At 77.9% G+C, this 15168-nt stretch carries 2 protein-coding genes; both read right to left on the reverse strand.

The genetic code is table 11. The features are described 5' to 3' along the window. Nucleotides 1–28: 28 nt before the first annotated feature. Nucleotides 29–5746 (reverse strand): type I polyketide synthase, encoded by a 5718-nt coding sequence (locus tag GA0070622_RS33485; RefSeq protein WP_091574839.1) that lies wholly within the window; start codon nt 5744–5746, stop codon nt 29–31. Nucleotides 5747–5771: 25 nt separating this feature from the next. Continuing rightward, nucleotides 5772–15131 carry a type I polyketide synthase gene (locus GA0070622_RS33490; protein WP_091574842.1) on the reverse strand — a complete coding sequence of 3120 codons (9360 nt, stop codon included), beginning with the start codon at nt 15129–15131 and terminating at the stop codon, nt 5772–5774. Nucleotides 15132–15168: the final 37 nt, after the last annotated feature.

Raw genomic sequence — 15168 nt, forward strand, 5'->3', positions numbered from 1 at the left:
GGCGTTAGGGGCAGCCCAAGGGGCGGTGTCACAGACCCCGTTCCGCGAGCCAGCCGTCCACGGTCACGGCGAGTTCCGGGCCGCGTTCGCCGACCATGGTGAAGTGGTCGCCGGCCGCGTCCCGCGTCTCGTGCGGGTACGGCCACACCGACCGCCATCCGTCCGGTTCCCCGGTCCACTCCCCCAGCGGCTCGCTGGCCCGCACCAGCAATGTGGCGGCGGACATCGGCGCGGGCCGCCAGTCGAGGAACAGCGGCAGGTAGCCGGCCCAGGCGGTGGCCCGGTGGTCGTCCATCGGGGTGTACGCGCTGTCCCGCTCGACCATCCCGTCGAGCAGCTGCGACGTCCAGCCGCCGAGCACCTCGCTGCCGGGCGGGTAGGTGTCCATCAGCACCACCGCGGCCGGGGCGCGGCCCTGCCGGTCCAGCTCGGCGGCGAGCAGGTTGGCCACCATCGCGCCGCCGGAGTGCCCGGCGAGGACGAACGCGCCGGGGCCGACGGCGCGCAGCACGGTGTCCGCGTGCACCCGCAGCAGCGCGTCGAGGTCGGCGGGCAGTTCCTCGCCGACCCCGAAGCCGGGGTTGGGCAACGCCCACACGTTGCGCCGGCCGCGCATGCCGGCGGCCAGGCGGGCGTACTCGTGCGCCCCGGACAGCAGCGACATCGTGCAGCAGCAGACGACGGGGGTGGCGGGACCCTCGGCGAGACGCAGGATCCCGGCCGGGCGGGTCAGCTCGGCCGGGGAGGTGAAGCTGGGCCGGAACTGGGCCAGCTTGACCAGCAGTTCGGCGTAGCCGGCGGCGTCGGCGCGCGCCTTGGGCTGGCGGAACAGCCCGCCGAGCAGGCCACCGGCCCCCTCCGGGGTGGCGGCGTCGGCGGGCGCGGCGCCGGCCCCGTCGCCGAGGATCAGGCCGAGCAAGTGCCCGGCCAGCGCGTCCGGGGTGGGGTGGTCGAAGAGCAGCGTGGCGGACAGCTCCACGCCGGTCTCCTGGCGCAGCGCGTCGCGCAGCTCGAGCGCGGTCAGCGAGTCGAAGCCCAGTTCCAGGAAGTCGCGGTCCGGCTCGACCGCGCCCGGCCCGGCGTGCCCGAGCACGGTGGCCGCCTGCGCCCGGACCAGGTCCAGCAGGATCGGCAGCCGGTCGCCGGCGGGCACGGCGGCCAACCGGTCCCGCAACGCCCGCGCCGGGTCGGACGGTCCGGCGGCGGGCGCGGCCGCGTCCGTCCCGGCGACGGCGTCGGACACGCCACGCAGCAGCGGGGCCGGCCGCACCGCGGTGAACGCGGGCACGAACGCGGGCCAGTCGATGTCGGCGACGGCGATCTCGTCCCGCCCGCCGTCGGTGCCGAGGTGGGCGTTCCCGCCGACGGTGAGCAGGTCGCCGCCGCCGTCGGTGTCGGGGTCGCCGTTCCGGCCGGCGGCGACGCGGGCCAGCGCGTCGAGCGCGGTCTCCGGGTCCAGCGGGCGGACACCCCGCCGGCGCAGCTGCTCCGGGTCGGCGGTCTCGCCGCTCCACGGCGCCCAGGCCACCGTCGTGGCCGGCCGCCCCCCGGCGCGGCGGCGGGCGGCCAGCGCGGCGAGCCCGGCGCCGGTGGCCGCGGCCACCGCCGCGCCACCGCCGCCCCAGGTGGCGGCCGTGGAGACGAAGACCAGGAACTCGTCGACCGCGTGGCCGGCGCACGCGGCGTCGAGCCGGGCCACCGCGGCCAGCTGCGCGCCGACCCGGTCGGCCACCCGGTGCGGGTCGGCCGCCGCGACCGGCTCGCCGGCCCCGCCGGCGTCGGCCACGTGCAGCACGGTACGCACCGGCGTGCCGGCCGCGGCCAGCCGCTCCAGCGCGGCGGGCAGCGCCTCGACGCCGTCCACGACGGTCACGTCGACCCCGGTCGGCGCGTCGGTGTCGGGCACCGCCGGGCCGACCAGCAGCAGGTGGGTCGCGCCCGCGTCGGCGAGCCGGGGCAGCAGGTGCGCGCGACGCACCGGGGCGTCGCCGTGCACGAGCACCGCGCCGTCCGGCCGCCAGGGCCGCTCGGGAGCGGCCGGGGCGCGTTCCAGGCGACGGGCGCGCAGCCCGCCGGCTCGCACGGCGAGCTGGTCCTCGGCGCCGTCACCGGCGACCACCCGGGCCAGCAGGGCGAGATCGGAGCCTGGGGTGGCCGGGGCCGGGTCGGCGGCGGTCGCCTCGGCGCCGGCGGGCAGGTCGAGCAGGCCGCCCCAGAGGCGGGGGTGTTCCAGCGCCAGCACCCGGCCGAGGCCCCAGACGGTCGCGGCGGCGGGGTCGGGCGCCGGGTCACCGGCGCCGGTGGCGACCGCGCCCCGGGTGACGCACCACAGCGGAGCGGTGACGCCGGCCTCGGTCAGCGCCCGCACCACGGCGATCGTGCCGGCGAGGGCGTCCGTGCCGGGCGCCGTGGACATGGCGCCGTCGCCGGCGGCGCCGGCCGAGGTGACGCCGTCACCGGCAGCGCCGGCCGAGGTGACGCCGTCGCCAGCAACGCCGGCCGAGGCGGCGCCGTCACCGGCAGCGCCGGTCGGAGTGGCCAGGAGGACCACCCGGGTCGGTGTGACCTCGACGAGCCGGTCGCGCAGCGCGGCACCCGGGTCGGCGCCGGCCGGCACCGGCACCGGGTCGAGGCCCTCGGCGCGTACCGCCTCGGTCACCGCCGTCAGCAGGTCGCCGGGTGGGCCGACGACCAGGCACGGCCCGCCCGGGGGGACGCCGGTCGGCGGGTCGGCCGGGGTCCAGCCGATCCGGTAACGCAGTCCGTCGAGGGTGGCCGCGCGACGGCGGCGGTCGCGGTAGCCGGACAGGGCGGGCAGCAGCTCCTCGAGCGCACCGGCGGCGTCGTCGTCGAGCCCGAGCAGGGCGGCCAGCGCGGCCGGGTCACCCCGGTCGGCGGCGGCCCAGAACTCGCCGTCGGCCGGGTCGGCGGGGCGCGGCGCCAGGTCGAACCGGATCGGGTCGGGCCAGAACCGCTCGTGCTGGAACGCGTACGTGGGCAGGTCGACCCGGGTGGCGTCGGTGTCGGCGAACAGCGCCGGCCAGCGTACGCCGGCGCCGCGCAGGTCCACGGCGGCGACCGCGGCGAGCAGGGCGGCCGGCTCGGACATCTCGCGGCGGGCCGCCGGCACGAACGCGGCCGGCTCGACGTCGGGCAGGCACTCGCGGGCCAGGGCGGTGAGCGCCGCGTCCGGGCCGAGGTCCAGGTAGGTGCCGGTCCCGGCGGCGGCCAGGGTGGCCACGGCGGGTTGGAACCGTACGGTGTCCCGGACGTGCTCCACCCAGTAGCAGGGGTCGGTGGCCTGCGCGGCGGTGAGCGGTTCGCCGGTGCGGTCGGAGACGATCGGCACGGTCGGCGGGTGCCAGGTGAGCTTCTCCGCGACCACCCGGAACTCGGCCAGCACGTCGTCCATCCGGGCGGAGTGGAAGGCGTGGCCGACCCGCAACCGGCGGGTCCGCCGGCCGCGCGCGGCGAGCTGTTCGCCGGCGGCGAGTACGGCGTCCTCGTCGCCGGAGAGCACCACCGACTCGGGACCGTTCACCGCGGCCAGGGCCACCCGGTGGTCGAGCAGCGGCGCCACCTCGGCGGCGGACGCGCGGACCGCGAGCATCGCCCCGCCGGCCGGCAGCGCCTGCATGAGCCGGGCCCGGGCGGCGACCAGGGTGGCCGCGTCCGGCAGCGACAGCACGCCGGCGACGTGCGCGGCGGCCAGCTCACCGACCGAGTGGCCGAGCAGGTGGGCCGGGCGTACGCCCCACGCGGTGACCAGCCGGTACGCGGCGACCTGGTAGGCGAAGAGCGCGGGTTGGGTGAACTCGGTGCGGTCGAGCAGCGTCGCCTCGGCGGTGTCCGGGCCGGCGAAGACCACCTCGCGCAGCGGGCGGCTCAGGTGCCGGTCGAGTTCGGCGGCCACCTCGTCGAACGCGGCGGCGAAGGCCGGGAACCGGCGGTGCAGGTCGGCGCCCATCCCGGGTCGCTGGGCGCCCTGGCCGGGGAAGAGGACGGCGAGCTTGCCGGCGGGCCGGGCCACGCCGCGCACCACGCCGGGGGCGGGCCGGTCCTCGGCGACCGCGCGCAGGCCGGCGCGCAGCGCCGCCGCGTCGTCGCCGGTGACCGCGGCCCGGTGTGGCAGCGCCGCCCGGGTGGTGAGCAGCGAGTACGCCACGTCGGCCGGGCGCAGGTCGGGGTGGGCGGCGAGGTGGTCCAGCAGTCGCCGGGCCTGTCCGGCGAGGGCCGGCGCGGAGCGGGCGGACACCAGCCATGGTGCGGGCGGCGCGGTGTGGGCGCCGTCGGGGCGGACCTGGCCGGCGTGGGTGGCGGAGCCTCCCGGTCCGGCGTCGGCCGGTGCCGCCGGCGCGTCCGGGGGCGCCTGTTCCAGGACCGCGTGGGCGTTGGTGCCGCTGACGCCGAACGCGGAGACGCCGGCCCGGCGGGGCCGGTCGGTCGCCGGCCACGGGCGGGCGTCGGTCAGCAGCTCCACCGCGCCGGCGGACCAGTCGACGTGCGGGGTGGGCCGGTCGACGTGCAGGGTGGCCGGGAGCCGGCCGTGCCGCATGGCGAGGACCATCTTGATGATGCCGGCGACGCCGGCGGCGGCCTGGGTGTGGCCGATGTTCGACTTGACCGAGCCGAGCAGCAGCGGCGTGTCCCGGTCCTGCCCGTACGTGGCCAGCAGCGCCTGGGCCTCGATCGGGTCGCCGAGCGTGGTGCCGGTGCCGTGCGCCTCCACCACGTCCACCTCGGCGGCGGTGAGCCCGGCGTTGGCCAGCGCGGCCCGGATGACCCGGCGTTGGGCGGGCCCGTTGGGCGCGGTGAGTCCGCTGCTGGCGCCGTCCTGGTTGACCGCGGTGCCGCGCACCACGGCGAGCACGGGGTGGCCGTGGCGGCGGGCGTCGGAGAGCCGTTCGACCAGCAGCATGCCGACGCCCTCGGACCAGCCGGTGCCGTCGGCGGCGGCGGCGAACGACTTGCACCGCCCGTCGGTGGACAGGCCACGCTGGCGGGAGAACTCGACGAACACGGTCGGGGTGGCCATCACGGACACCCCGCCGGCCAGCGCGAGGGTGCACTCCCCCAGCCGCAGCGCCTGGCAGGCCAGGTGCAGCGCGACCAGGGACGACGAGCAGGCGGTGTCCACGGTGACCGCCGGCCCTTCCAGGCCCAGCGCGTACGCGATCCGGCCGCTGGCCACGGCGGCGGCGCTGCCGGTGCCGAGGTAGCCCTCGACGCCGCCGCCGACGCCGGTGAGCAGCGCGGCGTAGTCGCCCTGGCTGCTGGTGGCCGCGTAGACGCCGGTGGGCGCGCCACGCAGCCCGGTCGGGTCGACGCCGGCGGACTCGAACGCCTCCCACGCGGTCTCCAGCAGCAGCCGCTGCTGCGGGTCCATGGCGAGGGCCTCGCGCGGGCTGATGCCGAAGAACGCCGGGTCGAAGTGGCCGGCATCGGGCAGGAAGCCGCCGTCGCGGACGTAGGAGGTGCCGCGGCTGGTCGGGTCGGTGTCGTAGAGCGCGTCGAGGTCCCAGCCCCGGTCGGCGGGGAACGGGGCCATCGCGTCGCGGCCGGCGTCGACCAGCTCCCAGAGCTGGTCGGGCGAGCGCACGCCGCCGGGGAACCGGCAGCTCATCCCGATGATCGCCACCGGTTCGGTGAGGCGGTCGGTGAGGTGCTGGTTCTGCTGCCGGAGTTTCTGGTTGTCCAGCAGGGACGCGCGCAACGCGCCCACCACCTCGTCCAGCGAGACGCTCATCGGGGCCTCCCTGCCGCCGGCCGGGTCACGAGTCGGATCCTTCGAGGGCCATCCGCACCAGTCCGGCGACGTCGAGGTCGCGGATCTCGGCGGCGGGGGCGTCCGGCGTGGCGTCCGGGGCCGGCGCGGCGGTGTCCTGGCCGAGGCGCAGCAGCGGGTCGAGCAGCCCCGCCTGCCGCAGCCGGTCCAGCGGGATCGCCGCGAGCACCCGGCGCACGGTCTCCTCGTCGGCCGGGTCGCCGGCGGCCGGGTCGCCGCCGTCGGGGAACAGCTCGGCGTCCAGGTGGTCGGCGAGGCCGGCCGGGGTCGGGTAGTCGAAGACCACTGTGGTGGGCAGCTCCCGGCCGGTCGCGGCGGTGAGCAGGTTGCGCAGCTCCACCGCGGTGAGCGAGTCGAAGCCGAGGTCGAGGAAGCCCCGCTCCGGGTCGACCGCGTCGACCGAGGGGTGGCCGAGGACCTTCGCCGCGTCGGTGCGGACCAGGTCCAGCAGCGCGTCGCGCCGGTCGGCGGCGGGCAGCGCGCGCAGCTCGGCGAGCCGGTCCGCGCCCTCCGGGCCGGCGTTCGCGGCCGGTTCCGGTGCGGCGGCGAGCGCCCGCACGGCCGGCAGGTCGGCCAGCAGCGGACTGGGTCGCAGCGCGGTGAACAGCGGGTGGAACGTGGCCCAGTCGACGTCGGCGACCGTGACGCAGGTGTCGCCGGCGGCGAGCGCGTGCCGCAGCCCGGCCATCGCCGGCCCGGGCGGCAGCACCCGCAGGCCGCGTCGGCGCAGCTGTTCCGGCGCGTCGTCGTCGAACATCCCGGACTCGGTCCACGGCCCCCAGGCCACCGAGGTGGCGGGCAGGCCGCGCGCCCGGCGCCGCTGCGCGAGGGCGTCCAGGTGGGCGTTGCCGGCCGCGTACGCGCCCTGGCCGCCGCTGCCCCAGGTGGCGGCGATGGAGGAGAAGAGCACGAACGCGTCCAGCTCGACGCCGTCGAGCAGCTCGTCGAGCAGTTCCGCGCCGGCCAGCTTCGGGCCGATCACGTACGCCAGGTCCTCCAGCGTGGTCTCGGCCAGCGGGACCACCTCGCTGACCCCGGCGGCGTGCACCACCGCGCGCAGCGGCGGCCCGTCCCGGCGCAGCTCGGCCACGAGGTCGGTCATGGCGCTGCGGTCGGCGGCGTCGCACCGGGCGACCCGGCACTCGACGCCGGTCTCGGCCAGCTCGGCCAGGAGCGCGTCGGCGCCGGGGGTGTCCGCGCCGCGCCGGCTGGTCAGCACGATCCGCTCGGCGCCCGCGCCGGCGGCCCAGCGGGCCACGTGCCCGCCGAGCGCGCCGGTGCCGCCGGTGATCAGGACGGTGCCGCGCGGCTGCCACGGCGTGGGCTCGCCGTCGGTCACGGCGGTGTCGAGCCGCCGGGCGTACGCCCCGTCGGCGCGCACCGCCACCTGGTCCTCGGTGGTGGTGGCGAGCAGGGCGGCGGTCCGTCGGGCGGTGTCGTCGTCGACGGTGGCGGGCAGGTCGACCAGGCCGGCCCAGCGGGCGGGCTGTTCCAGCGCGGCGACCCGGCCGAGGCCCCACAGCGCCGCCTGCCGGGGCCGGTCCGGGGTGTCGCCGTCCCCGACGCCGACCGCGCCCCGGGTGGCGCACCAGAGCCGGGCCGGCGCGTCGAGGTCGGTCAGCGCCTGGAGCAGGTGGACGGTGGCGGCCAGCCCGCGCGGTAGCGCCGGGTGGTCGGTGTGCGACGTCTCGTCCAGGCCGAGCAGGGACAGCACGTGCGACGGGCCGTCGCCGGTCGCGGCGGCGACCAGGTCGGCCAGCCGGGTGGCCAGCTCGTCGGGCGCGGCGGCGGTGTCGACCGTCGCGGTGGTGGCCGCCGGGCCGAGCGCGCCGGCCAGGGCGGTCAGGTCCGGGTCGGTGGCCCGGTCGGCGGGCAGCAGCACCAGCCAGCGGCCGGCGGGCGGGGTGCCGGCGCCGACGTCGACCGGTTCCCACCGGACCCGGTAGCGGCTGCCGTCCACCAGGGACCGTTCCCGGCCGCGGCGCCGCCACGCCGAGAGCGCCGGCAGTACGGCGTCGAACGGCTGTTCCGGGGCGACGTCCAGCTCGGTGAGCAGACCGTCCAGGTCCTCGGCGTCGACCGCCGCCCAGAACCGGCGTTCCACGGCGGTGTCGGCGTCGGCCGGCGCGGTCAGCCAGGCCGGCGGCTGCGGCCAGTAGCGCTGCCTGTCGAACACGTGGGTGGGCAGGTCGGCCGGCTGCGGGTCGGCCCCGGCGTAGAGCGCCGGCCAGTCCGGGGCGACGCCGTGCACGTGCAGCGCGGCCACGGCGCGCAGCAGGGTGAGCGGTTCCGGCCGGTCGCGGCGCAGCGTGGGCAGGACCGGCGGGACCGGCCCGGCGTCGGCCAGCACGCTCTGGGCCGCCGGGGTGAGCACCCCGTCCGGGCCCACCTCCAGGTAGGCGGTGCAGCCGTGCGCGCGCAGCGCGGTGACCGCGTCGGCGAAGCGGACCGTGTCGCGGGCGTGCCGGGCCCAGTAGCCGGGCGCGCCGACCGCCGCCACGTCGACCGGCGTGCCGGTGACGGTGGAGACCAGCGGCACGGTCGGCGCGTGGTGCGGCAGCCGGGCGGCGAGCGCGGCCAGCTCGTCGAGCACCGGCTCCATCAGCGGGCTGTGGAAGGCGTGGCTGACGGCGAGCTTGCGGGTGCGTACCCCTCGGGCGGTCCACTCGGCGGCGACCCGGTCGACGGCGTCGGTCTCGCCGGCGACGACCACGGCGGCGGGGCCGTTGACGGCGGCGAGCGCGACCCCGGCGCCGAGCGTGGGGCGGACGGCGTCCTCGCCGGCGGCGACGGCGAGCATGGCCCCGCCGTCGGGCAGCGCCTGCATCAGCCGGCCCCGGGTGGCGACCAGCTCGGCGGCGTCGGCGAGGGTGAGCACCCCGGCGGCGTACGCGGCGGCGAACTCGCCGATGGAGTGCCCGGCGACCGCGTCGGGGCGCAGCCCCCAGGCGGTGAGCAGCCGGAACAGCGCCACCTCCACGGCGAACAGGGCCGGCTGGGTGAACTCGGTGCGGTCCAGCAGCGCCGCCTCGGGGGTGCCGGGTTCGGCGTCGAGCAGCGGGCGCAGCGGCCGGGACAGGTGCGGGTCGAGCGCGGCGCACACCTCGGTCAGCGCGTCCGCGTAGGCCGGGTACGCGGCGGCCAGCTCGCGACCCATGCCGGGCCGCTGCGCGCCCTGCCCGGAGAACAGGTACGCGACCCGGGGCCGGGCGGTCACCGCGCCGGTCACCAGCGCCGGTGAGTCGTCGCCCCGGCGCAGGGCGCGCAGCCCGGCGCGCAGCGTGCGCCGGTCGGTGGCGAGCACCACCGCGCGGTGCTCCAGCGCGGCCCGGGACACCGCGGAGGTCCAGCCGACGTCGACCAGCGGTGGGGCCTGCGGACCGGTGAGCCGGTCGGCCCACGGCTGCGCCTGGGCGGCCAGCGACCCGGCGGTGCGGGCGGAGAGCAGGACCGGCACCACCGGCGGGTACGCCGGTTCGCCGGCCGGGACGGGCGGCTCGGGGGCCTGTTCGAGGATGGTGTGGGCGTTGGTGCCGCTGATGCCGAACGAGGAGACGGCGGCGCGGCGCGGGCGGCCGGTCAGCGGCCACGGCCGGCCCTCGGTGAGCAGGTCGACCGCGCCCGTGCTCCAGTCCACCTGGTCGCTGGGCGCGTCCACGTGCAGCGTCGGCGGCAGGTAGCCGTGGCGCAGCGCGAGGATCATCTTGATCACGCCGGCGACACCGGCGGCGGCCTGGGTGTGGCCGATGTTCGACTTGATCGAGCCGAGCAGCAGCGGCCGGTCCTCGGGGCGGCCCTGCCCGTACGTGGCGAGCAGCGCCTGCGCCTCGATCGGGTCGCCGAGCCGGGTGCCGGTGCCGTGCGCCTCCACCGCGTCGACGTCACCGGCGTCGAGGCGGGCGTTGGCCAGCGCGGCCCGGATGACCCGCTGCTGGGCCGGCCCGTTGGGGGCGGTGAGGCCGTTGGAGGCGCCGTCCTGGTTGACCGCGCTGCCCCGGATCACCGCGAGCACCGGGTGGCCGTTGCGGCGGGCGTCGCTGAGCCGTTCGACCAGCAGCACGCCGACGCCCTCGCCCCAGCTGGTGCCGTCGGCGCCGGCGGCGAACGCCTTGACCCGGCTGTCCGGGGCGAGGCCGCGCTGGCGGCTGAACCCGACGAACACTCCGGGGGTGGCCATCACGGTGACGCCGGCGACGAGCGCCAGGGAGCACTCGGCGGCGCGCAGCGCCTGCCCGGCCCAGTGCAGCGCGACCAGCGACGACGAGCAGGCGGTGTCCACCGACACGGCCGGCCCCTCCAGCCCGAGCGTGTACGACACCCGGCCGGACAGGACGCTGCCGGCGTTGCCGGTCATCAGGTGTCCCTCGGCGCCCTCGGCGGTGAGCATGAGGTTGCGGTAGTCCTGGTAGTTGGTGCCGACGAAGACGCCGGTGGGGCTGCCGCGCAGCGCCTGCGGGTCGATGCCGGCCCGCTCGATCGCCTCCCACGAGGTCTCCAGCAGCAGCCGCTGCTGCGGGTCCATGGCGAGCGCCTCGCGGGGGCTGATGCCGAAGAAGCCGGGGTCGAAGTCGGCCACGTCGGGCAGGAAGCCGCCCTGCCGGGCGTAGCTGGTGCCCTCGACGGCGGGGTCGGCGTCGAAGAGCCGGTCGAGGTCCCAGCCCCGGTCGGTGGGAAAGTCGCCGATGGCGTCGCCGCCGGCGGCGAGCAGTTGCCACAGCCGCTCCGGGTCGTCCGCGCCGCCGGGGAAGCGGCAGCTCATCGCGACGACGGCGAGCGGCTCGTCGGGGGTGGCCACGGCTGCCGGGCCGGTCACCGCCGCGCCGGCGCCGGTGAGCAGTTCGTCGAGGTGCCCGGCGAGCACGGCCGGGTTCGGGTAGTCGAACGCGAGCGTGGCGGGCAGCCGCAGGTCGGTGGCGGTGGCGAGGAGGTTGCGCAGGTCGACGGCGGTCAGCGAGTCCAGGCCGAGGTCGCGGAAGGGCCGGTTGACTCCGACGTCGTCGGCGGAGCCGTAGCCGAGCGCGCCGGCGGCGCACTGGCGGACCAGGTCGCGCAGCGTCTCGGTCCGTTCGGCGGCGGAGCGGCCGGCGAGCTGCCGGGCCAGCGCCGAGCCGGGTTCGTCGGCCGGCTCGGTGGCGGCCGGCGTCTGCGGGGGTCGCAGCGCCTCGTGGACCTCCGGCAGGTCGCCGAGCAGCGGGCTGGGGCGGACGAGCGTGAACGCGGGGGCGAAGCGGGTCCAGTCGACGTCGGCGACCATCGTGGCGGCGTCGTCGCCGCCCAGCGCCCGGGTCAGTGCCGCGACGGCGAGCTCGGGGTCCATGGCCACCATGCCGCCGCGCCGCAGCCGCTGCTGGGCGCGCTCGTTGTCGGCGGGCAGGCCGGCGCCGTCCCAGGCGCCCCAGGCGACGGCGAGCGCCGGGAGGCCGTCGGCCCGCCGCCGGTGGGCGAGCGCGTCGAGGTGGGCGTTGGCCGCGCCGTACGCGCCCTGGCCGGCGTTGCCGGTGGTGCCGGCGACGGAGGAGAAGAGCACGAACGCGTCCAGCTCGTGGTCGCGGGTGAGCGCGTCGAGGTGGTCGGCGGCGGCGCTCTTGGGCGCGGCGACGGTGTGCAGGCGGGCCGGGGTGACGGTGTCCACGATGCCGTCGTCGAGGACGGCGGCGGTGTGCAGCACGGCGCGCAGCGGGGCGTCGTCGGGCAGGTCGGCGAGCAGCGCGGCGAGCTGGTCGCGGTCGGTGACGTCGCAGCGGGCGACGGTGACGCGTACCCCGAGGTCGGTCAGCTCGGCGGTGAGGTCGCCGGCGCCGGGGGCGTCGGGGCCGCGGCGGCTGGCCAGCAGCACGTGCGCGGCGCCGGCGCGGGCGGCCCAGCGGGCCAGGTGCCCGCCGAGGCCGCCGGTGCCGCCGGTGATCAGCACGGTGTCGCGCAGGCGGAGGTCGTGGTCGGCCGGGTGGGTGAGCCGGGTGAGCCGGCGGACGTGCACGCCGGTGTCGCGGACGGCGATCTGGTCCTCGCCGTCGTCGGCGCCGAGCACCGCGCCGAGGAGGGCGGCGGCGCGCGCGTCGAGCCGGTCGGGCAGGTCGACCAGGCCGCGCCAGCGGGCGGGGTGTTCCAGGGCGACGGCCCGGCCGAGGCCCCAGACGGCGGCGGCGGCCGGCTCCGGGGCGGGGTCGGTGTCGCCGGTGGTGACGGCGCGGCGGGTGGCGCACCACAGCGGCGCCTCGACGCCGAGCGCGCCGAGCGCCTGGACCAGGTGGGCGGTGCCGGTGACACCGAGCGTGGTGGCCGGGTGGTCGGGGTGGGGACGTCCGTCGAGGCCGAGCAGGGAGAGCACGGCGGCGGGCCCGCTGTCGGGCAGCGCGGCGCGCAGCCGCTCGGCGAGCGCGGCCGGGTCGTCCGCCGGGTCGACGGGCACGGGTACGGCGTCGGCGCCGACGTTGCCGAGCGCGGCGAGCACGTCGGTGACGAGCGGGGCGTCGGTCAGGTCGGCGGGTACGGGCAGCAGCCAGCTCCCGCCGAGGCGGGTGAGCGGCAGGTCGGGCCGGGGTGTCCAGGTGATCCGGTAGTGCCAGCGGTCGGGGTCGGGTTCGCCGTCGCGGTCGGTGACGAAGCGCGGCGGTGCGGGCCAGTACCGCTGGTGGTCGAAGGCGTAGGTGGGCAGGTCGACGGTGGCCGTCTCGGGCAGGACGCGGGTGAGGTCGACGGGCAGGCCGACGGCGTGGGCGGTGGCCAGGTTGGTCAGCAGCCGGGTCGGGTCGTCGTCACCTCGACGCAGCGTGGACAGCACGTGGCCGGTGGTGGCGGTGTCGTCGAGGATCGCGGTGACCGGCATCGCCAGCACGGGATGCGGACTGATCTCCACGAACGCCGTGTGCCCGGCGCCGATCGCGGTCCGCACCGCCGTGTCGAACCGGACGGTCTGCCGCAGGTTGTCGTACCAGTAGTGGGCGTCCATGGAGACCGGGTCGGCCCAGTCGCCGGTCAGGGTGGACACCATACGGGTATGGCCGGGCTGCGGCGTGATGTCGGCCAGGTCCGCGCGAAGCTGCTGGGCGACGTCCTCGACGGCCGCCGAGTGCGACGCGTAGTCGACCGGGATCAACCGGGCCCGGATCTCGTCGGCCTGACAGGCGTCCACGAAGTCGGCCACGGCCTGCGGCGGGCCGGACACCACCACCGTGGACGGGCCGTTGACCGCCGCGATCCCGACGCCGGCGAACCCGTTGAGACGGGTTGTCACCTCGTCGGCGGGCAGGTCGACCGACGCCATCGTGCCCGTGCCGCGCAGCACCGACAGGGCCCGCGACCGCAACGCCACCGTCTTCGCCGCGTCCTCCAGGGACAGGATCCCCGCCACGCACGCCGCGCCGATCTCCCCCTGCGAGTGCCCGATCACCACCTGCGGGGTGACCCCGACGTGCCGCCACACCGCCGCGAGCGCGACCCCGACGGCCCACAGCACCGGCTGCACCACCTCGACCCGCTCAAGCCACGACTCGTCGTCCCCGGTCAGCACCGACGGCAGGTCGACGTCCAGGAACGGCGCCAACGCCGCCTGACAGTCGGCGAGCGCGGCGTCGAACACCGGCGTCCGACCCACCAGACCGGCCGCCATCCGCGCCGACTGCGCACCCTGACCCGGAAACACGAACACCGCACCGGCCGTCCGGGACGCCATACCCGTCACCACCGTCGGCGACGGCGTGCCGGCGGCCAGCGCGTCCAACCCGGACAGCAGATCCTCGGCGGACGCGCCGACCACTGTGGCCCGCTGCTCGAACGCGGTCCGGGTGGTCGCCAGGGACCAGGCGACCGCCGCCGGGTCGGCCGGGGCGGCGCGCAGGTGCGCGGCCAGCCGGGCGGCCTGCCCGCCGAGTGCGGCGCGGGTGCGGGCGGCGAGCGGCCAGGCGGTGACGTCGGCGGCCACCAGCCCCGAGGTCGGCGGGTCGGCGGCGGGGGCGGGCTCGTCCGGGGCCTGCTCGACGATGACGTGGGCGTTGGTGCCGGAGATGCCGAACGAGGAGACGGCGGCGCGGCGCGGGCGGTCCCGGTCCGGCCAGGGGCGGGCCTCGGTGACCAGTTCCAGCGCGCCGGCGGACCAGTCGATGTGCGGGGACGGCTCGTCCACGTGCAGTGTCGCCGGCACCAGGCCGTGCCGGATGGCGAGCACCATCTTGATCACCCCGGCGACCCCCGCGGCGGCCTGGGCGTGCCCGATGTTGGACTTCACCGAGCCGAGCAGCGCCGGCCCGGCGTCGCCGCGGTCCTGCCCGTACGTGGCCAGCAGCGCCTGCGCCTCGATCGGGTCGCCCAGGTTGGTGCCGGTGCCGTGCGCCTCGATGACGTCGACGTCGGCGGTGGCGAGCCGGGCGGCGGTGAGCGCCTGACTGATGACGCGCTGCTGGGACGGGCCGTTGGGGGCGGTGAGCCCGTTGGACGCGCCGTCCTGGTTGACCGCGCTGCCGCGCAGCACCGCGAGCACCGGGTGGCCGTTGCGGCGGGCGTCGGAGAGCCGTTCCACCAGCAGCCAGCCGACGCCCTCGGAGAACCCGGCCCCGTCGGCGGAGGCGGCGAAGGAGCGGCACCGCCCGTCCGGGGACAGGGCCCGTTGCCGGCTCGATCCGATGTAGAGGCCGGGCGTGGCCATCACGGTGACGCCACCCGCGAGCGCCAGCTCGCACTCCCCCGCCCGCAGCGCCTGCGCGGCGAGGTGCAGCGCGACCAGCGAGGATGAGCAGGCGGTGTCGATGGAGACGGCCGGCCCCTCCAGGCCGAGCGTGTACGACACCCGGCCGGAGGCGACGGCCGCCGCCCCGCCGGTCATCGAGTGCCCCTCGTCGGCGTCCGGGGACATCATCAGCAGCGTGCCGTAGTCCTGTCCGTTGGTGCCGACGAACACCCCGGTGCGGCTGCCCCGCAGCGTGGCGGGGTCGACGCCGGCGGACTCGACGGCCTCCCACGCGGTCTCCAGCAGCAGCCGTTGCTGCGGGTCCATGGTGAGCGCCTCGCGGGGGCTGATGCCGAAGAACGCCGCGTCGAAGTCTCCGGCGCCGTCGAGGAAGCCGCCCTCCCGGGCGTACGAGGTGCCGGGGTGGTCGGGGTCGGGGTGGTAGAGCCGGTCGAGGTCCCACCCCCGGTCGTCGGGGAACGGCGCGACCGCGTCCCGCCCGTCGCGCAGCAGCTCCCACAGGTCCCGCGGGTCGCGGACGCCACCGGGCAACCGGCAGCTCATCGCGACGATCGCCACCGGCTCCAGTTCCTGGGACTGGGCCTCGCTGAGCCGGCGGCGGGTGTCGTGCAGGTCCGCCATGACCCGCTTGAGGTAGTCGCGGAGCTTGTCTTCATTGGCCATCGGGTGCCGCTTCCTCGCAGGGGACGGGGAGTGAGCC

The organism is Micromonospora sediminicola (genome assembly GCF_900089585.1).
GTDB classification, from domain to species: Bacteria; Actinomycetota; Actinomycetes; order Mycobacteriales; family Micromonosporaceae; genus Micromonospora; species Micromonospora sediminicola.